This window comes from Thiomicrorhabdus sp. zzn3 (assembly GCF_029767755.1).
Lineage (GTDB): Bacteria > Pseudomonadota > Gammaproteobacteria > Thiomicrospirales > Thiomicrospiraceae > Thiomicrorhabdus.
Genome location: NZ_JARUQS010000001.1, coordinates 671,950 through 691,909, shown reverse-complemented (window position 1 = coordinate 691,909; position 19,960 = coordinate 671,950). Strand labels below are relative to the sequence as shown.

Below are 19,960 nucleotides of genomic sequence, written 5' to 3'. Positions count from 1 at the left end.
CCTTTGTGTTAATTCATTTTTTTCTTTGGGAGGTTCGTTTTGGCGGCTTAATCATCCATATAATCCAACCGACCAGAAGCATCAGCAGAACAATTTCTAACAACGCCCACATTGTTAGGCGTCCTGCAAAGCGGCCAATAGCTTCTGATGAATGCCGCCAAAGCCGCCGTTGCTCATAATCACCACGGTGTCATTCGGTTGCAGCTGCGCCAACAAATCGGCTAACAAGGCGTCATAACTGTCCGAGATCGTCAGTGGCGCTTTGAATGCATCGGTTGGCAATTGCCAATTCCAGTCCGGGTCAATAAAGGCAAACACCGCATCCGCCTGGTCAAACGCAGCGGGTAACGTTTGTGCATGCACCCCCATCCGCATCGTATTGGAACGGGGTTCAAATACCGCGACTAACCGGCCAGGCCTGCTGAGTTTATGCAGCCGGTTTTTAACCCCTTCAAGCGTGGTGGCGATGGCGGTAGGATGATGGGCAAAATCGTCAAAAATCTGAATCTCTTTGGCCTCGCCAATCAAGGTCATTCGGCGACGAATGCCTTTAAACTCCGACAATGCTTCCACCGCAGTGCGCGCCGGCACGCCGCAATGTACCGCAGCCGCGACCGCACTCAAGGCGTTGCGCACATTGTGCAAACCGGTTAAATCCCACTGTACACGCCCTAAACAGCTGCCCTGAAATCGCACCTCAAATTCCGAACCATCGGCTTCATACAAATGATAACTCCATTCGGCGGACGAACCCTGCTTTTCAATCGGCGTCCAACAGCCTTTTTCAATCACTTCGTTCAAATTAGCTTCGTCATTTGGCATCACAATCAAACCATTGCCCGGCACCGTGCGCACCAGATGATGGAACTGTTTTTGAATATCGGCAACCGAATCAAAAATATCGGCATGGTCAAACTCCAGATTGTTCAATACACAGGTGCGAGGACGATAGTGAACAAACTTGGAACGCTTATCAAAAAAGGCGGTGTCATACTCGTCGGCTTCCACCACAAAAAACGGTGACGCCCCCAATCTGGCGGAAACGCCGAAGTTTTCGGGTACGCCGCCAATCAGGAAGCCCGGATTCAAACCGGCATATTCCAGAACCCAGGTCACCATCGAAGCGGTCGTAGTTTTGCCGTGGGTGCCGGCAACCGCGACCACCCAGCGATCTTTCAAAATCTGTTCGGCTAACCATTGCGGCCCCGAAGTATAGAATTGCTGCGCATTCAGTGTGGCTTCCACCGCAGAATGGCCTCGACTCAGTGCATTGCCTACCACCACTGCGTCCGGTTCACTCTTGAGAAAACTCACATCCTGGTCGTCGGCCACGGCAATCCCTGCGGCTTCCAGCTGGGTACTCATCGGCGGATAGATGGCTTTATCGGAACCGCTGACATGGTGCCCCATCGCTTTCGCCAGCTGCGCGATGCCGCCCATAAAGGTGCCGGCGATGCCAAGAATATGAATAGTTTGTTGTTTCACACAGATGTCCTTGCTCTGATGCCGTTTCTAAAATACAAATGTTGTTTTTTTATTATGACGATTTTATTCGTCAGGGCGGGACAAAAACCGTCAAATCCATTGTACGCTCAGGAATCGGTTACTTTATAATTTGAGGCATATAGTCACTAAAATAATGAATACAGCGCCGCGCCCCATGTCCAATTCGATTTCAAACGCCGACTCACGCCCGCAAACCCAAAAGATTGTTAACGCGAAAACCCCCTATCTGGCGATCGAGGATGAAGTGACTCTGCAACGCTATGCCGAGCACCTCATCACCACTGACGCCATCTCTTGGATTGCATTGGATACGGAGTTTGTCCGCACCGACACCTATTTCCCTGAACTCAGTCTGGTGCAAATTCAGGATTGCCTTGGCGAGGTGGCCATTATCGACCCGCTGGCGATCAAACAGAGCGCCTCCGATTCACCTGATTCCAATCCGCTCGAAGGTCTGGTATCCATTCTAACCGATCCAGGCCTGCTCAAAGTGTTTCACTCCGCGCGCCAGGATATCGAAGTATTGTATCAAGTCGGCCAAAAAATGCCGGTGTCAATTTTTGACACGCAACTGGCGGCGCTGTTTTTCAAACACGGCGACATCGCCGGCTTTGCCCGGGTGGTCGAAGCCGAACTGGGGCACAAGCTGCCAAAAAGCCAAACCCGCACCAATTGGCATGCCCGCCCCCTGAGTGAAGAACAGATTCAGTACGCGATTGACGATGTACGCTATCTCGCTCCGCTCTATGAAACCCTTATGGCCAAGCTGACTGACGAACAACTCAAAGCGGTCAAACAGGATTGCGATGCCCTTCTGGACGAATCCTTATATAAGGCGAACCCGGCAAAGGCCGGGGAAAAAATCAAAGGTACACGCAACTTCAAACCCAAACAGTTGGCGATCGTTTATGCGCTCGCCGAATGGCGAGAACGCTTCGCCATAGAACACAACCAACCTAAGAAATGGGTGATGAGCGACGAAGTCATTACCGCCATTGCCAAACGCCCGCCTAAAGTGGCGGAAGCGCTGTACAAGGTACCGAACATCAAAGCCTCGTCGGTCAAACTTCATGGTGAGCAGTGGATTCAATGCATCGATGAGGTGTTTGCCGCGGAACCGGAAAGTTGGCCTCACCCCGAAGCCAAGCCAGCCCCGTCCTCACCTCAGGAAGACGTGTTGGTCAGTCTGTGCTTAAGCTTTTGCCAACAGATTGCGCTTGATTACCGTCTCAATCCCCACAACCTGATTCATAAAGCGGAACTGCTGGAATTAATCCGCTCACCGCAACACTCTTCCCTGACCGGTTGGCGGGCACTGCTGGTGCTGCAACCGCTGCAAAGGCTATTGCAATCCCAGGCCAGCTTACAGATAGAGCAAGGGCGATTAATCTTTAAACCCTACTGAAGCATCCGGCATAGCATCGTCATTAAATTGCCATTAAGCGCGGCAGGCAATCGTTTATAATTCCGATCAAAAAGTAACCCCGTTAATCGAACAGGCACATGTAAGAGAACGCCAATGAACGCCACCTTTGCTCATATTTCCGTTTCCAAAAACGTCCTTTATGCCCAAGCCGGTGGACCGACCGCCGTCATTAACGCCAGTGCCGCCGGCGTGATCGAACGGTGTCAACAGAACCCACAAACGTTCGGCCAAGTGTTTGCGGCCATTAACGGCATTAAAGGGGTATTGGAAGAGGAGCTGGTGGATGTCAGCAACTTGTCTCAAGCCACGCTCGATTGTCTTAAGTCACAGCCCGGAGCCGCCTTTGAAGCCTGCCGCTTTGATCTGGACCCGGTGGAAGATAATCCTCAGCAGTACCAACGCGTGCTGGAAGTGTTTAAAACCTACGACATCGGCTATTTCTTTTATAACGGCGGTAACGGCTCAATGGTCACCGCGCAAAAAGTTTCCGATTACTGTTCGGAACACGGCCATCCGGTCATCTGCATTGGCATCGCCAAAACCATCGACAACGACCTGGCCCTGTCACACTGCAGCCCAGGCTTTGGCAGCGCGGCCAAATACCTGGCCACCAGTCTGCTTGAGGCCACCCTGGATCTCTACTCGATGCACAATACTTCCACGCGCTTTTTTGCTTTGGAAGCCATGGGACGCAATGCCGGTTGGCTGGCTCTGGCAGGAGGCCTGATCAAAACCCAAATGCCGGACGTGCCTTTGATTATTCTTCCGGCGGAACGCCCGTTTATACGCGAGGCCTTCCTGCAAAAAGTGCGCAGTTATTTTGCAACTCATGGCTACTGCACCTGTATTGTTTCCGAAGGATTGACCGACGAAAACGGCGATTACATTTCAATCGAAAACGTCGAGCATACACATCTCAAAGACTACACCCAGTTAGGCGGCGTAGCGCACAGTATTGCCAAAATCGTCGCCAACGAATTCGGCTGCAAAACTCACAGTGCCGTGCCCGATTACCTGCAACGAGCCGCAAGCCATATTGTCTCGCAAACAGACTGGCAGATCGCTTACGAAGCCGGACAAGCTGCGGTTCAAGCCGCTTTAAACCATGAACACGGTGTCCTGCCGGTAGTGGAAAAAACCGGTGACAGTCCGTTTACATGGCGTTTTAAAAACATTGAGCTGTTTGCGGTCGCCGATCTGGAATACCGCGTGCCGGATGCGTTTTTAAGTGCAGACGGTATGGATATCAGCGAGGCCGGATTGGATTACCTCTTACCCTTAATTCAAGGGGAGCGCCCGTTACCCTTTGAAAACGGCCTGCCGGCATTAAAACCGCTCCAGTTCGGGCGTATCCCTAAACAATTGGCTCGCTACACCGCAGTCAAGTGACCGTGGGGGATTCCCATTGTGAGTGAATCCCATTTCAAGCAGATCAATAGAACCTCAGCAGTCCTGTTTAGATTGCGTTAAAATAATGTTTTTCTAATACTTTTCGGTAAATCTCAACAGGCCTGTTGAGGTGACTTTCAGCCGTATTTTGAGTTCTATTGATTGATATGCTGCGATACCTGCGTTTAAAAATTCATCAGATAGGTCGTAAAACCAAACAGTCGGCCTTTCTGAACAAATACTTTCCACGCTTCAAAGATCGCGTCTATTGGGCGGGAGATCGTAAATCGTTTGCACGTGCAGGATTTATCGGCTCCTTTTGCATGATGTTGCCCATCCCTTTCCAGATGGTATTGGGGTCGGTATTTGCCTATTACCTTCGCGCCAACATTCCGTTAGCGACAGCCTTAGCTTGGGTAACCAATCCGCTGACCATGTGGCCGATCTGGTATGGGGGCTACAAATTCGGGGTCTGGGTGCTAGGCACACCGGATCTGTATCACCTCTCTTCGAATATTCCCATCGCTTCTGAACAGTGGTTTGAAGAGGTGTTTCCACATATTTGGCAAGCCTTCTATTTCGGCAATATCATGCTAGGTCTCATGATTGGTGGCGTCCTCTATACCCTAATCGCTTATTTTCACTGGCTAGAAGCTTTTAGCGCCGTCCGTGAGCGCATTCAGTCCCGAAAATAACTCCATTTCTTCACTCACCCCGCCTCCTTATATAAAATATAAGAATAATTACTTATACCACTCCGTTTCACCTTTGCCTATAATCCTAATTAAGTCATACTGAAAGGCAATGGAATGTTAGACAGTTATTACTCAACAACCTCAACGGCGTTGACCAACTCCGCATTCCTTTCTCCCACTGCCGAGTAAGCTATGAATCACTCTTCGAAGCAGCGCAATCATCCACCTATTTTTAGATCCTTCCTCATCTCGTACTCCATTCTGATTCTGCTTTTCGTCCTCTTGATCGCCTTCTGGTATCAATTTGAAGCGCAGCACGAATATGAATTGCACGAAGCCCAGGAAAGGCAGCTGATCGCCGCCTATGAAAAGGCCGTTATGCGCGAATATGAAGAGGTTTTGTCCGACTTGTTAACCATTACCGCCTTGCCTGCCTGCGAGGCTTTAACAAGTAATCAAACACCATTAAAACGAATCCAAAGACAACTGGCCAAAGCCTATTTGAACATATCCAGAACCCGCGCCCGTTATGATCAAATACGCTTTTTAAACAACGACGGCCAGGAAATCATTCGCATCAACTACAATAACGGCCAGCCCAGTATCGTTCCAGAGAACCATCTACAAAATAAATCGCACCGCTACTATGTTCAGGACATTAGCCAACTGGGCTTAAATCAGATTTATGTTTCCAGAATGGACCTCAATATCGAGCACAACCTCGTCGAACGACCTTTCAAACCCATGATTAGAGTGGGCGTAAAACTCTTTTCACCCGATGGCTCGCCTATGGGGATGGTGGTACTGAACTACCTGGCGGAACACATGCGCCAAGCACTCAAGCCACCGATTCATTCTCAGGACGGACACTCGGAACTTTCGCTTCTGGATCAGAACGGCTATTGGCTAAAAAATGTAGAACCTGAAAAAGAGTGGGGATTCATGTTTGAAGAAAAACAGCACATGACCCTGGCTAAACAAAAGCCTCATCTGTGGCAAAAGCTTAAGCAGTTAAAAGCCGGACAAATCTTAACCAAGGAAGGGCTTTACACTTTTAAAACCCTCTCCCCCCTTGAGCCCAGTACCTTTCCAAACTTCAGTGGTTATGACTTTAAACAACACCATTTCGTCACTAATAGCCAAATTGAACATTACGAATGGATACTGGTTTCTTTTTTACCGAAAACCAACTTCGCCTACAACACCGATCAGCAACTCAAAGAAGCACGATTTTTTATCATCATCTCTTTAATCGTCATGGCGTTCATCGCCTTTATTTTAGCGAGCTATCGTTCAGATAAAAGCTATTACCAAAACCGTACCCAGTTCATGGCGTATCACGACGAGCTGACCGGGGCTTATAACCGTCACGCTCTGTTTCATGACAAAGAGCACACAGGCCTGTTGGGAATCAATCTAGACCCGCCGCTCACCCTGTTCTTTATTGACCTTGACGGTTTTAAGCCCATTAACGATGAATACGGCCACCATATCGGCGATGAAGTGCTCAAAATCATTGCTAAACGGTTGCAAAATATCGTCCGTTCCAGCGATATTGTGATCCGCATGGGAGGAGATGAATTTGTGATTATCACGCCGGATCTGAATGAACAGAACAGCGCCCGTCATCTGGGCAAAAAGCTACTGGAAGCCATTTGTGCCCCTATGCATATCGAGTCTGTCCAAATCAGCATGAGTGCCAGTATTGGCATCGCCATCTCCACCGAAGACGCCCCTCTCTCGCTTGAACAGATGCTCGACAGTGCAGATTCGGCCATGTATCTGGCCAAACAAAGTGGTAAAAACCAAATCCATTTTGCCCCCTCAGTCATAGAGCCCTAATTTGAAAGATTCGGTTTTTAACCCACAGCCTATAAGACAATCCTTTATGATTCATTCCCTAACCCGACATTTCTTCATCCTAACAACCCTACTGGCTCTGAGCCCTGCGGTTTCTGCACTTGAAAACGTAAAAGTTCAACTGCGCTGGCTGCATCAGTTCCAATTTGCCGGCTACTACATCGCGCAAGAAAAAGGGTTTTACCAACAACAAGGCTTGAATGTTGAACTGATTCCCGGAGGCCCTCACGCTTTAAAACCGATTGATGATGTCCTCAGCGGCAAGGTGGATTTTGCCGTCACCGGTTCCGGCGTGGTCATCGATAGAATGAATGGCAAGCCGGTCGTGGCTTTGGCGGCCATTATGCAGACCTCACCCATCGTTTGGATCACCTTAAAGTCGTCCAATATTCGCGGCCCACTCGATTTGGCAGACAAAAAACTGCTGATTATGCCGCCGCCTGAAAGCGCCGAATTGCTGACCATGTTGACACGGGAAGGCATCAGTATGGAGCAGATCAATATCAAACCGACCAGCTATCGCATCGAAGACCTGATTGATGGTCAAGCCGATGCCTACGACGGTTATCTCTCCAACGAGCCTTACTATCTCAAGCAGCAAGGCATTGAGTACAACCTGATTAACCCCAGAGACTACGGCATCAATTTTTACAGTGACGTACTGATTACCAGTGAACAAATCGCCCGCAAACGCCCTGAACTCGCCATGCGTTTTAAACAGGCCACCCTAAAAGGTTGGGAGTACGCCTTAAAACATCTGGAAGAGACGGTACAGCTTCTCCACCAGAAATACGCCCCCAAAAAAACCCTTGACCATCTGCGCTATGAAGCGAGAACCCTCAAAAAACTCATCATGCCGGAACTGGTTCAAGTCGGACATATGAACCCCGAACGCTGGCAGTTTATCGCAGAGAGTTACCAACAACTCAACATGGCCCCTGTTGACGCTAACTTGAACGGTTTTCTCTTTGAAGCACCTCAAGAGCGAGATTATAAGCTCGCATTCCAGATAACCGTTGGCGCGGCAGCCCTGCTTTTGATTGCCGGTCTAATCATTGTCAAATTCCGCAGACTCTCAGTGGAGCTCAAAAAAAGCAATCGCCTGCTTTCAGAACTTGCCACGCTCGATCAATTGACCAAAGTACAGAATCGGCATGGCCTGGTTGAACAAGCACAAGGCCTGCTCAGTCAAGCTCAAAGAAACATCACCCCCTGCTGTTTTGTGATGTTTGACATCGATAACTTTAAAGAGATTAACGACCGATACGGACACTGTGCGGGTGATGCGGCCCTGATCTCATTTGCGCAAATCCTCACCCATCATCGCAAAAAGCATGACTTAGTCGCCAGAATAGGCGGGGAAGAGTTTGCCATGCTGTTAGTCGGCTGTAATCTAAACGACGCCACCGATATTGCCCAAAACATTCTAAAAGAGGTGCGTAACACCACCGTTCAATGTCCAAGTATGGACAGTCAATTCTCTATCACCGCCAGCGCGGGAATCGCACTTACCGAAGGCAGCCTTGAAGAATTCTGGCACGAAGCGGACAAAGCACTCTATCAAGCTAAAAACAGCGGTAAAGATCGCGTGGTGGTAAACCAAGGCAATCTCTAAAGCTTAAACCAGTCAACAACTTATTTTGGGCATAAAAAAACCCGCATAACCTTGAGATTATGCGGGTTCTTTTGAAATATGGCGGTGGACTAGGGATAAAACATCCCTTTTAAAACATAAGGTTAAAAGCCAATCAGCAAACTTTAACCCCAATCTTAACCCCATTTCATTTCGCCACTCTATATTTTGCGCTGGATAATTAAAAAGCCGTTTTTTGTTTTTTTCCAAAAGGAAAATACCGCGCGCAGATTTTAGTCATTTATCCGATCACAACCAAATTCACGCGCCGATCATTCTCATTAAACAAGGCTTTTTTGTAAACAGTTATATTTTTTAAAGGGACAATAGGGACAATAGGGACGAACCGCTTTTATAAAGGATTTGAAGCCGTCCCTTTTAAGGGACAAGACAGGGACGAAAGGGACGAAATTCTTTTAATGATTTATACCGTTTAAACTTGCACCAGGCTGGTGAATTGTTGCAGAGGCGGGTAAGTTGCCTATACGTTCAAGTGAAAATCTAGCGGAAAACCGCGCCTCTACGCACCCGTACAGGACTTTATGCAACAGGGACCCTCTGAAAAATACAGATTTTGCGCGCGGTATTCTTCTTTTGGGAAAAGAGAACTCGATTTCTTAAAGAAGTTTTTTCCCTTATTAAGATTACTTTTTCAAGTTTTGCAGATAATCAACTAATTCATGAATATTAGTCGTTGGATTATCAGTTCCAGTTGATAATGCTGCTTTTAATGACATATCAGCATGCTTTTTAGCTATCGATAAATTTTTTTCTAATTTAAAAAATAAACCTCTAGCTCCTTTTTTATAGTCTTTGTCAAAGATTTTGACCTCTTTTGCAACATTATCACAAATCGATTTTGAACCACCTCTAACAAAAGGGGCATCTGAATACTTATAGTGAAGTAGCACCCAATATTCAAAACAAGGAACTGACGTAATAGATACAAAGACACCCTTTGGTTTTTTTATTTCTATAGCTTTTTTTGTGGATATAAAATGCTTATGAGAGTCTTTATCAAAGACACAAAAAACTTTATCGTAATTATCTCCAGTTTTTACGGACTCTTTGTATAAGTCTTCTGCTCTTTTCAAAACTCGGTCTGGACTAGAGCCAGATTTGCTATCCACAACGACATTTGCGGTATTAATTTGATAGTGATCAATCAACTCTTGAAAATAGTATGGTTCGGTTTTTTCTCCTTCACATACAATTAAAACCTTATCATAAGGAGACCTTTTCGACGTTCTACGATGAAGAGTTCTCGCATTTCTTGCTTTTCTCTTGTGATGCATGTTATCCGATCCCATAAACGCACCTATTTCACCGAGCTTTTTACATAAGGTACAGCACCGTAACGTCCAGCCAAATAGGCTGCCTCTAAGTTTTCTCTTCCTTTCCTTGGTTTAAAATCAGTTAAAGGATAAATCTCTGTTTCTGAAAGATCATTTTTTTCGGTAAACCAGACTTGGTCACGGCGAAAAACAGCTTGATTTAAAATTGATGTTTCATGAGTTGTGAAAATTAACTGCGCGTTTTTAGGATTTGTTTTTGGTTGATGGAATAATTCGACTAAGTACTGAACTAATCTAGGATGAAGGTTATCATGCAATTCATCAACTACTAAAACATAACCGTTTTTAAGTACATCCAACCATGGCCCTGAATATGCAAACAGTTTTTGTGTTCCTGTGGATTCTTCATCAATTTCAAAAGGCACAGCTTCACCCTTTTCATTATTGTGATAGGTTGTTACCTCATAAATTTCTTGATCAATGTCCTTCATTTCATTCACAAGAGCTTCACGTAACGCATCAGGCATATCGTCAGGTAAAACTTCATTAACGTCGAATTTATTAGGTGTAATATCAATGTGGTCAATACCTAAATCAGCTTCTTTTAGAAACCGTAATACCTCTTCACTCTCACCTTTATGGCAATATTTTGCGCTAAATTCAGTCGGAAAGCCGTTAACACCTATTAAACGGCATGTATCACTAAACCAATCAAAAACCGGTTTTAACTGCTCACTATTGAGCTGCACTGCCGTCGATAAAAATAGTGCATTCTTTCGAGTTGCCTTCTTCCAAACCTGTTTTTCTCCCAGTAAGCTAGTTCCAAATTCCCAGTCATAATCATTTGAACTTTTATCCCACACACGAGAAAACCATCTTTGCGCTCTCCCTTTAGGGTATGCAAACAACCATTCATCATAGACTTGTTCAGATGTAGCTGAAAAACCATATTGATATCGAACACCATTCGAAACGAAAATAACCTCGAACTCAGATGGATTACCAACTGTTTTGGAGTTCAACTTAAATGGACTTACAGGTAATAAGTCGCCCCTTTGTCCAGACTTAGCTGACCTTGTAACAATGCGCTTCATGGCCCCAATAGCTTTAATAAAATTCGACTTCCCTGCTGCATTTGCCCCATAAACAACAGCACTTTTTAATAGCGTAAGATTTTCTAAGTACTCACTATTAGACAAATTAAAGGAGCGATCTGCAGATTCTTCTTTTAAATTACCAGCAGACATTGAAAATGTTTGGGTTGAGTTAAACGAACGAAAGTTCGAAACAGAGAATTCAATTAACATAGGGAACCCATATAAGAATTTAAGAGTAAATATGACAAAATATGTCAAATAAAGATATTTATTCACATCTTAACAAAGAAATAACACGAAATACACATTAAACCAACCTTAATACTTGCTTAACTCTCTTACAAATCCTGAAGAATTAAATCTTTAACCGCATAACACCCCTCTCTTTTTCCCTTTTCCGTCTCTTTGGGGGTACGGCATTGTAATTTACCTTGTTCGTGTTTTAAGAATCCTCTATTTTTTAAGGCATTGAGCGCAAGTTTCCAGCTTATTCCTTTACATACAACCTGTTTAAATGCACTGGGAGAGAAGTAATAAACCATAATTGGCCCACCATCATTCTCACCCGCCCGGTAGCCGACTTTATCAATGGTTTTAATCGGCCTGCTCTCGCTGTAATGGTCAAGATCGGTAAATCGGCTCTCTCCATGCTGTTCAATAAACAGCCGGATCTGGTCAATCGCTTGGATTTCTTCTTGTGAGTCTTTTGCGCTTTGCAAATTTGAAAGCCAGCTGTTAAAACACGCCTTGGCAGCGCTATATGCTTCTCCTTGCTCCCAGCCTGTCAAACCGTAACTGGTCGCCAGCTCGCCACCGGCGGCCACAATCGCAAAACGGTTAAGCACCCGCTGTACCTGGCTGTTAGCCTGGTCGGGCGCATTTTCTCGATTAAACGTTTCCCGTGCCTCTTTAAAATAATCCAGCGATTCTTGTTTAAGCAGGGTAAACCTCTCCAAAAACACCTGGCCGACAGCCCCATAGAATTTCCCGGTCATTTCCTGCAGGTGTTCTGCCTGGCTTCTACTGCACGCAAACCCTTCGGCCAACCGATCAAATACACCGTATTCACCAGCCACCGCCTCAATATCCACCAGGCGTACCTCTTGACCGGCACGTGTGATGTTTCCGACTTCACTCATTGCGCTTTTTAAATCGATCTCTCCGGTAGAAAGAAAAAACAGCCGCCACTGCTTTGGGGTAGCGTCATTCATGCGCTGCTTTGCTTGGCCATTTGCCAACATATAAACCGTATTTCCAATGTCTCTGGGATTCATCTCACCCATTTCATCCAGCAGCAGCAAACTGTCATTGTGCTGGTAGGCAGTCATTTCCAGCCCATTAGAAGTCGCACGCCAGGTATTCTTTCGATCATGCCCACCCCAAACCGAACCGCCAGCATACAGCGTAATGGTCTTACCTTTTGACGATTCACCGCGAAAATGGAAACCACCGCCCTCAATGCCCAGCATAGAAAGCAATGGTGCTGTAAACGCCGCGCTAATCGCAAAAGCTATACGACTGTTTCCAATACCAAAAACAGCCACATTATCCCGCCACTCTTCCGGAGTACCTGAAACACTAAAACCTAAACTGGTTGGGTGGTCCGTTTGAAACAATATTTCTTCACCGTCACGATCGCCAATAGTTCGGTCAGGCAATACATAGCAATTCTTAAACCAGCCGATGCGGTTAACACAAATTGAGATCCCATTACCCGTACATGACTGAATATAGTGAGCCAGCAGTGATTTAGCCTTACTGCTGGTGGAAAGTCTTAACCCCATATTCAGAAGCGTACTGTGCAGGAGATCGCCACGACCGGCCAGCATTTCCATAGGCATAACCCACTTTTTAGAACGCCCTTGCGGATCGGAAAACTCCAACACCCTACCCCAGTTATTTCCGGAAGTGTCACACGTCATCGCCGTCACTTCTAATTTTGAACAAATTAAAACAGGGTTGGCGTTATCATTGTGCGGATCCAGATAGCTCAAGCCATTCTCACCAAAGGAATACCCTTCCGGAAGCTCATTAACCTTTCTCTGGGCCACGATGCTCACTTTCTCACTGGCCCGATCGGCTTCGGTCAAATCAATTTCGCGGTTGGATGCTTGCAGTTCACCCATAAGCCGCACCTCCCGCCGCTTCATTCGCTGCCGTGTGATTTGCCAGGTCTAACAAATATCGGTCATTCCAATCAGTACCGGCTTCATGCTCTGCAAACTCCGGTATCAATAAGGCGCCGTCTACCAGGCGCGCCGCTTCAGAGGCCTTGACCACCCCAACATTAACACCGGTCTTTTTCTCGGTTTTCCGGTCATTGTCACCGGCAATAATAATTCTGGCCAGCGGATAACGCCGTTTAAACGCTCTGGCAACCGGAGCCAGATTACGCGCATTAAAAGCACAAATTACCTCCGCTAATGGCTCATAGTGAAGCGCCACCGTCACACCGGTGGCAAAGCCCTCACAAACCACAATCGTGACAATCTGCCCACTAAAACGCAGCGGGTAAAACCCGCCTTTGGTCAGGCCTCCTTTCAGAAAAAATTTTTCGCCATCTGGCCCGATAAATTGCAAACTGCAGAGTTCAAATTCGCCACGCTTATCTAGCTGATACACCGGTATCATTAATGTTTCAGCAAACTGATAAACACGACTCAACCGGTTTACCTCTCCATTAATGCCCTTTTTCACAAAATACGGATGTTCAGGATTAGCTAGGAATGCACGCTCCGATAACAACTTTTGAGCGCGTTCTTTAGCATCACTTTGTAACTTCTCGCGCTCCTGTCGTTCCTTGGCTTCTGACTGCTTACGCTGCGCCTCTCGTTTTCGCTGTTCGGCTTTTAACCTTTTCCTTTCTTCTTTGCTGATAGGTGCAAACCTAAAGCCGTTCTGTTTGGCTTCGTGAATCAAGGTGCCGATACTCACACCACCAGAAGCCTTAATGCTCTTCCAGGTACTTAGAAAGGCGTTTTTATCGTAACTCGGTGCGGTAGCGCTCCAGGCCTGCATCACACTTTTGGCACCGTCACCAAATTCAGACTTAGCCGCCATCAAAAGCCGCGTCCACTCTTCACGCGGCTGGTCTGCCGAAATAAAATCCAGCATACTGCAAAGAGTGGCCAGATCAACCGGCTCTAACTTATCATCCGTTTTCATCAAGCGGCCCTCATCGGTACAACAGTGACACCACCGGTACACCGCATGGCCTCCCTTGGATGCACCCTATAAGTCGACATAAACGCGCGCAGATCGTTTGAACTTAAACCAACATACTCATCACCATTACCGAACAGCTTTCTATCGACCAGACTATTCAGGTGCTCAACATTAAAAGCCTCTACAATGGTGAAATCTGGATAGTCACGTCGAGCCCTCAAAGCATTCTCAATCCCGCATGTCCAGAAAACCGGTGTGCCAGGCCGCTCTGTCGCATAACGTTTGAATGGCAACGTCGGCTCTGACTGGAAAACCATCTGGTGAATGTGTAAACAAGGTTCAATATCTTCGGTAGAAAAGGGATCATGAATCCCATTCGCACCATGCATACGTACCGCAACCAAATTTGCATGGCCGGACTCAACACGATACCGTCCATCTTCTTTTTCAAATGCCCAGAACGCCTGAACCAAATCATCATCATGACAACGCAACTCACCAAACGAAATACCATCAGGAGCAAAGTCTTCATGACTTACTACCCCCATCTGAATCAGGTCATCTACATTCCATTTACTGGCTACTGGATGCCCTTTTAAATCGACTTTATCCGCATTTTGGTAAAGTTTCTTGCACAAAATCTTTTCTTCTTGTTTACGCCAGCCCCGTGCTTTTTTCTCAAAATCGGCATAGTCCTTTTCAATACCATCAAAACGGTACTGTTCACCCGTGACCCTGGAGTGCAAAAGTAAATTTCCATCCCCAAAATAAACAAAGTAAGCGCCTCGATTTGCTGTTTTGTAAACGTCAGGGTTTGGAATAGCCGTATCATACTGCTTTCCAATTTCCGGAATGTGATCAGGAAGTTCAAAGCCAGTAACCTCACCAATCAGATCCTTCAATGCTGTATATTGACTTGTCATTGTTCTTCTCCCCTAGCTGATTTTTTAGAGAGAATCCAATCGTTAACTTCTTTAATATCCCAAACACTAGTGTGTTCAGAAATTTTTATTGGACGCGGGAACCTATTATTTCTAATCAAATAATATAAATGGGATTTAGAAATGGTGGTGAGATTAGATACCTCACCAATCCTTATTAGTTTGGTTGTGTTTTCATTCATAACTGCACCCTTTAATATTTAGTGGTTTGCCTTAATAGAATTCAGGTGCTAGCTTAATGACTATCAGTAAAAAGGTAAGATTACCCCATAGGGTAAGGTAGGGTTGAATTTGAACAGATAAACAAACTGAAATCCTTTTAAAACAGAATTCAATTAGGGTTAGGTAACTTTTTGTTTTGGACGATTTAGTCTGAATTTTTGAATGGTTTTGATTACAAATTCACAAATACCTATACTGACCATATACCTGTTAAAAAAGGACATCCAGTGTATGAGCTTAAAATACAATTTAATGAATTTTCTCAGTCCTTTGATTCAAATTCACAATTGAGATATTACGAAACCTTGCATTCCCACTTTATGTAATTTTCTTGGAAAAGGGGATTTTGATTGACCAAAAGTATTATAAAGACGCCATATGCCAAACCCAGTCTCGTTCCAGTGACCAGATACAATGAATTAATCCCAGCAGCAAGAGCAAAAAAAAGACAGGATTACTTCTGTCCAGATTGTAACGGTAAACTGAGACGTAGAATTAGCAAAAACGGCACTTATCACTTTTATCATCTTGGTCAGGAATGTTCTGGTGGTGGCTTAGAAAGCACGTTGCATCTACTTGCCAAAGAGGTGATCGAGAACGAACAGGAAATCTGGTTGCCGATGTGTATACCGGTCTATACTTTTTTGCTTCCAATAAGAAAACCTGAAAATTCTTATGAATTTTTCAGCCGAACTCCCTCCCACGCCAAAGGCCTAGACTCACATTTATGTGGAAAAAAAATAAAGCTTTATCAAATAAATTATTTACCAATTGAAGCCGCATGGCTTACAGATAATATGCTACATCACTCAGGTATTCACACCCTGAAGAAAAAAATTCCTTACGATTTGACCACCGTTAACTCCGTTAGAGTTGAGAAATGGTTAGGGGGCATACGTCCTGATCTAATTGTGAAAATTGAGGACAGGGAACATTTAGTGGAAATTGCCAATACCCATTTTGTCGATGAAAGTAAGCTTGAAAAAATTATAAAACTAGATATTCCTACAATTGAAATCAATGTAAAAGATTTGCCAGAAATCACTTATGGCGCAATGCGTACATTCTTGACTCAACCTAACTCATCATCTTCTTGGTTACATTATTCAAATTCCCTTTTACCAGAGTTTGAAAATGAACGTATAGCTTTTGAAAGACGGTATATCGAGGAAAAGAAAAAGGAAGAAGAACAACTGCTCAAAGCCAGACAAGCTTTTAAGGAACATAAAAGACAGACTGAAATCCGCCTTCATGTACAAAGGCAAAAAGCATCAGACGCGAATCTGACAGAAGTGTTAAAAGGTTTACCGAAATTAACCGGTTCACACATTGCTATTGTAGACTTGTGCTTGCCACTCAGGATAACCTTCATTCAAACGTTTCGCTTCATACCCTTTTGCACGAAGAGTTTGAACGGCTTCATGTGACCACATGCAATAAGGTCCACGACAGTAAATGATTACTGGTTTCTGGTTATTAAGTTTTCCAAGGCTTTTTGGCAATTCATTAATAGGTATATTAATGGCGCTGGGAAGATGACCTGCTGAAAACTCATCTTGTGGACGCACATCAAGTAATGTGAAAGGCTCGTCATTGAGTTGCATTTTCTTTAACGCTTGCAACGAAATCGGCTCTAATGGCGTATTTGGCCTGATGTGTTCGGCTAACAATGACTGCATTTCTTCAAGTTGGGTTTCGGCGACTTCTCGAAGGCTTACAATTAAGCGAAACACAGAGTCGTCACTTAAGGCGTAAATAACGCGCAGACCTTCACGACGGTTTCTTACCAATCCAGCCTGCTTGAGATTCTGTAAATGCTTCGAAACATTGGCAACACTCAATCCCAGTTTTTGATGGAGAGTATCCACATCGCACTCACCCTGTGTCAGTATGTCCAGAATCATCAGACGATTAGCTTGGCCCAAGGATTTACTTACCTGTGCAAGCTGCTCAAATAAATTGCGTTTAAGTGGTTGAGATGACATTGGTTAACATTCTTCTATAAATAGAAAATTCATTCTATATGAAAAAACGACAGTAACATCATCTAAATGATGATGTGTAATGCCGGTTTGCTGTAAGTCGAATCTATTTAGTTGCGATGACCGCAAAGTGCCACGGACAGCTATCACTAATATCTGGGTTTCGAAGCAGATTGAATCCAGCTTCCTGACACCACTGATTCACCGTTTCAGGAGTTGGTCGTAATTCTAAATCTGGCCCACGGGGCGTTTCAATATCACTACGCCAATGAATAATCAGAAGATGTCCTCTTGGCTCTAAGATGTCATAAACATGGCTTAATAAACGCTGAGGATTACCAAAGTGTAACAAGTTAAATGCCGTTACCAAACTAAGCGAGTTTGAAGGGAGTCCAGTCCCCTCAGATAACACATCCTTACAATAAATCTCAAATCTATCTGGTGTGAAATCATTAAAGCGCGCTTGCAAAGCTGAACATATTTCAGGCTCAATATCATAGGCATGTATTTTTCCTTTAACCGATGCCATCAAAGCCTTGGTAAAGGTGCCATAACCCACACCGAGTTCAGCTACATCTCCTGCCAGAGGTGCATCTGGCAGAAAAGTTTGCATTAGTCCAGTAGGGTTAAAAAAGCTTTCCCATAGCTCTTGTTCTGGCATGTCGCTTTGCGGAACTTTCATTTATTAGCAATCCATTGAGTTAAATTGCGGCAATCAATGTTATTGCCAACGTGACTCTAAGCGAATACCGGTGTAAGCACCGGCCAAAATTGATGCTAAGGCGACAAATGATCCTAGCGCAAGCGTCGCTGCGCCGGAAAGACCGTGACCGATTGAGCATCCCATTGCCAATACGGCGCCAAACCCGACCAACAAGGCTCCAAGGCTTGAAATGATAAAGTCTTTGCCGGATGAAAACCCTTCCAATTTAAAGCTTCCTTGAAGTAGCGAGCTGATAGCCGCGCCAATGACCATGCCTAATACAGCCAGTACGCCAAAACTTACCAACGCCCAATTCGGTTCAGATAACCAGTAAACGACATCGCCCATAGGTGCGGCAAACGTAAATGATTGAGTGCCTAGTCCAGCTGGTGGAATATCCATAAAAGACGCCTCACCTTGAATATACTCAGCATAAGAACCACCTGTAAGGCTGTATCCTGCTGTAATGACACCACCAATAATCAAAGCCGTTGCGATTGGCTTGGCCTGCTTAAATGCAGAGGATTTCAGCAACCAGAAGAATACGCCAAGGCCGATTAGTACACCTAAAATCCAACGCAATGTAGCTGTATACTCACTTTTACCGCTGATGATGCTGGCAAGATCTTGCGCGCCGCTTTGTTCAAAAGTTACGCTCAGCGGAGATACGATTGGCAAAACCCAATTTGCATAAAAGTCCGTGCGTGTCATCAAGTAGGCCATCAGAGACATCAATGCCACCAGCCATATTGCTTTAAAGCTTCCTTGTCCAACACGTACTAGGTTGCGCATCCCGCATCCAGCCGCTAAAACCATCCCGAAGCCGAAAATGAACCCGCCAATGATATAGCGTCCCCAACTAAATTCAGCACTGCGATACGGAGGCATCGTCTGTGAAAGGTCAACCCAGTTGGTGCCCTCAACAATCGATGTAAAAATCATGGCCGCTGCTATTGCACCGAAATAAGTGCCTAAACGGGCAAATTGTTTTTGACTCATCCAATCACGCATACCACCGACAGGACAAAACGCACTGCGTTGAGCGGTAAATCCAAAGATCACCGCTAATGCCAATATACCAATGTAATAAGGCCAGAAAGCCGTTAATAATTCCATATTTGTTTTCCTCGGTGCATCCAACAAATCTCGCTTATGAGACTCAAGGATGTCTATTACTTTTTATTTCTTTTTTAAAGGTTATGATTTTTGGGTAGGGTTAAGATTGAAGGCCACAATGCCTTTCATCGAGTCCGGCTCTGGTAAAACTGTTCCTGCGACCTGTTTTACAAACGCTTCACGATCCAGCTTTAGCGTAGCGTTGTAACGTTTTTCAAAACCAAGGGTAGACATGGGTTTCCCGCTAATGCCTGCACCGCATACACTTCCTGCTTGAGCCCCTGGCAAAATTTCCATGGTGTCGGGTAGCGGCAAGATACGTCCGTGAATAGAGTCGTATAGCTTATTCGCCATTTCCTCTTCTCTTCCGTGAAGATCCGGACGCCCGACACTGCCTACAAATAAGGTGTGACCTGTTACCAGAAACCAAGGTTCATCTGCTCGGGAACGGTCTGTAACCATTAAGATGATGCTGTCATCGGTATGCCCTGGTGTATACATGACTTCTACCTCTACGTTTCCGGCTTTCACGATTTGACGGTCATCCAGTGGCATAAAATCACACTGTGCAGGAGAATCTTTGTGAAGTGCATACTGCCCACCGCTTCTTTGTGCAAGCTCATAACCACCAGAGTAGTGATCTGCATGAACGTGTGTATCAATAACGTAGGCAATTTTGATGCCTTTTTTCTCTGCTACATCCAAATACAAATCAATTTCATCTTGGTGAACATCTACAGCAATCCCCAAGCCTTGGCCAACACAGCCTAACAGATAAGACAAAGAACCAGGTTCTGATACCGGTGTATGTTGAAATAAAAACATGAGTATATTCCTCTATGACTTTCAAAAGTTTTAAATGCATGTTGAATGCGCACTGCTTAGTTAAATACTTGTATTCAACCATTTAGTTGAATTTTAGTCACTATA

17 protein-coding genes are annotated in these 19,960 nt (G+C 45.2%); 6 read left to right on the top strand and 11 right to left on the bottom strand.

Annotated elements, in window-relative coordinates; translation table 11 throughout:
- Window positions 1-114 precede the first annotated feature (114 nt).
- A complete protein-coding gene (gene mpl / locus QCB44_RS03155; protein ID WP_347710090.1) occupies window positions 115-1,440 on the bottom strand; it encodes a UDP-N-acetylmuramate:L-alanyl-gamma-D-glutamyl-meso-diaminopimelate ligase in 1,326 nt (441 codons plus the stop codon).
- A gap of 220 nt (window positions 1,441-1,660) precedes the next feature.
- Here mpl and QCB44_RS03150 point away from each other — a divergent pair, with 220 nt between their 5' ends.
- The 5 genes from QCB44_RS03150 to QCB44_RS03130 all read left to right on the top strand — a co-directional run bounded on the left by QCB44_RS03150 (window position 1,661) and on the right by QCB44_RS03130 (window position 8,491).
- Window positions 1,661-2,911, top strand: a complete 1,251-nt coding sequence (locus QCB44_RS03150) for an HRDC domain-containing protein (RefSeq protein WP_279407877.1) — start codon at window positions 1,661-1,663, stop codon at window positions 2,909-2,911.
- 114 nt (window positions 2,912-3,025) lie between these two features.
- Window positions 3,026-4,321 (top strand): 6-phosphofructokinase, encoded by a 1,296-nt coding sequence (locus QCB44_RS03145; protein ID WP_279407876.1) that lies wholly within the window; start codon window positions 3,026-3,028, stop codon window positions 4,319-4,321.
- A 167-nt stretch (window positions 4,322-4,488) separates the two neighbouring features.
- A complete protein-coding gene (locus QCB44_RS03140) occupies window positions 4,489-5,016 on the top strand; it encodes a DUF2062 domain-containing protein (protein WP_279407875.1) in 528 nt (175 codons plus the stop codon).
- A gap of 192 nt (window positions 5,017-5,208) precedes the next feature.
- Window positions 5,209-6,858: a GGDEF domain-containing protein gene (locus QCB44_RS03135; protein WP_279407874.1), complete on the top strand. Its 1,650-nt coding sequence runs from the start codon at window positions 5,209-5,211 to the stop codon at window positions 6,856-6,858.
- Between the two features lie 46 nt (window positions 6,859-6,904).
- A complete protein-coding gene (locus QCB44_RS03130; RefSeq protein ID WP_279407873.1) occupies window positions 6,905-8,491 on the top strand; it encodes a GGDEF domain-containing protein in 1,587 nt (528 codons plus the stop codon).
- A gap of 662 nt (window positions 8,492-9,153) precedes the next feature.
- Here the strand turns inward: QCB44_RS03130 and QCB44_RS03125 are convergent.
- The 6 genes from QCB44_RS03125 to QCB44_RS03100 form a co-directional block, all read right to left on the bottom strand.
- A complete protein-coding gene (locus QCB44_RS03125; protein WP_279407872.1) occupies window positions 9,154-9,819 on the bottom strand; it encodes an RloB family protein in 666 nt (221 codons plus the stop codon).
- An 8-nt stretch (window positions 9,820-9,827) separates the two neighbouring features.
- Complete coding sequence (locus QCB44_RS03120) at window positions 9,828-11,111, bottom strand: ATP-binding protein (RefSeq protein WP_279407871.1); 1,284 nt, start codon at window positions 11,109-11,111, stop codon at window positions 9,828-9,830.
- A gap of 128 nt (window positions 11,112-11,239) precedes the next feature.
- Window positions 11,240-13,027, bottom strand: a complete 1,788-nt coding sequence (locus tag QCB44_RS03115; RefSeq protein WP_279407870.1) for a DUF927 domain-containing protein — start codon at window positions 13,025-13,027, stop codon at window positions 11,240-11,242.
- Complete coding sequence (locus QCB44_RS03110) at window positions 13,020-14,066, bottom strand: PriCT-2 domain-containing protein (RefSeq protein ID WP_279407869.1); 1,047 nt, start codon at window positions 14,064-14,066, stop codon at window positions 13,020-13,022. Before QCB44_RS03110 ends, QCB44_RS03115 begins: the two co-directional genes overlap by 8 nt.
- Window positions 14,066-14,989: a hypothetical protein gene (locus QCB44_RS03105; RefSeq protein WP_279407868.1), complete on the bottom strand. Its 924-nt coding sequence runs from the start codon at window positions 14,987-14,989 to the stop codon at window positions 14,066-14,068. The genes QCB44_RS03110 and QCB44_RS03105 overlap by 1 nt, the downstream gene beginning before the upstream one ends.
- A complete protein-coding gene (locus tag QCB44_RS03100) occupies window positions 14,986-15,189 on the bottom strand; it encodes an AlpA family phage regulatory protein (protein WP_279407867.1) in 204 nt (67 codons plus the stop codon). Before QCB44_RS03100 ends, QCB44_RS03105 begins: the two co-directional genes overlap by 4 nt.
- A gap of 390 nt (window positions 15,190-15,579) precedes the next feature.
- Between QCB44_RS03100 and QCB44_RS03095 the strand changes: the two genes are divergently transcribed.
- The gene (locus tag QCB44_RS03095; protein WP_279407866.1) at window positions 15,580-16,656 is read left to right on the top strand and encodes a hypothetical protein; all 1,077 of its coding nucleotides are present in this window, start codon (window positions 15,580-15,582) and stop codon (window positions 16,654-16,656) included.
- Here QCB44_RS03095 and QCB44_RS03090 read toward each other — a convergent pair.
- From QCB44_RS03090 to QCB44_RS03075, 4 genes are all read right to left on the bottom strand, one after another.
- Window positions 16,552-17,214, bottom strand: coding sequence for a metalloregulator ArsR/SmtB family transcription factor (locus tag QCB44_RS03090; RefSeq protein WP_279407865.1), 663 nt, complete (start codon window positions 17,212-17,214; stop codon window positions 16,552-16,554). The genes QCB44_RS03095 and QCB44_RS03090 overlap by 105 nt on opposite strands.
- Window positions 17,215-17,317: 103 nt before the next feature.
- Window positions 17,318-17,893, bottom strand: a complete 576-nt coding sequence (locus QCB44_RS03085) for a class I SAM-dependent methyltransferase (RefSeq protein ID WP_279407864.1) — start codon at window positions 17,891-17,893, stop codon at window positions 17,318-17,320.
- Between the two features lie 39 nt (window positions 17,894-17,932).
- Entirely contained in the window at window positions 17,933-19,030 is a 1,098-nt protein-coding gene (locus QCB44_RS03080) for a YeeE/YedE family protein (RefSeq protein WP_279407863.1), read from the bottom strand.
- Window positions 19,031-19,111: 81 nt separating this feature from the next.
- Window positions 19,112-19,855 carry an MBL fold metallo-hydrolase gene (locus QCB44_RS03075; protein WP_279407862.1) on the bottom strand — a complete coding sequence of 248 codons (744 nt, stop codon included), beginning with the start codon at window positions 19,853-19,855 and terminating at the stop codon, window positions 19,112-19,114.
- Window positions 19,856-19,960 lie beyond the last annotated feature (105 nt).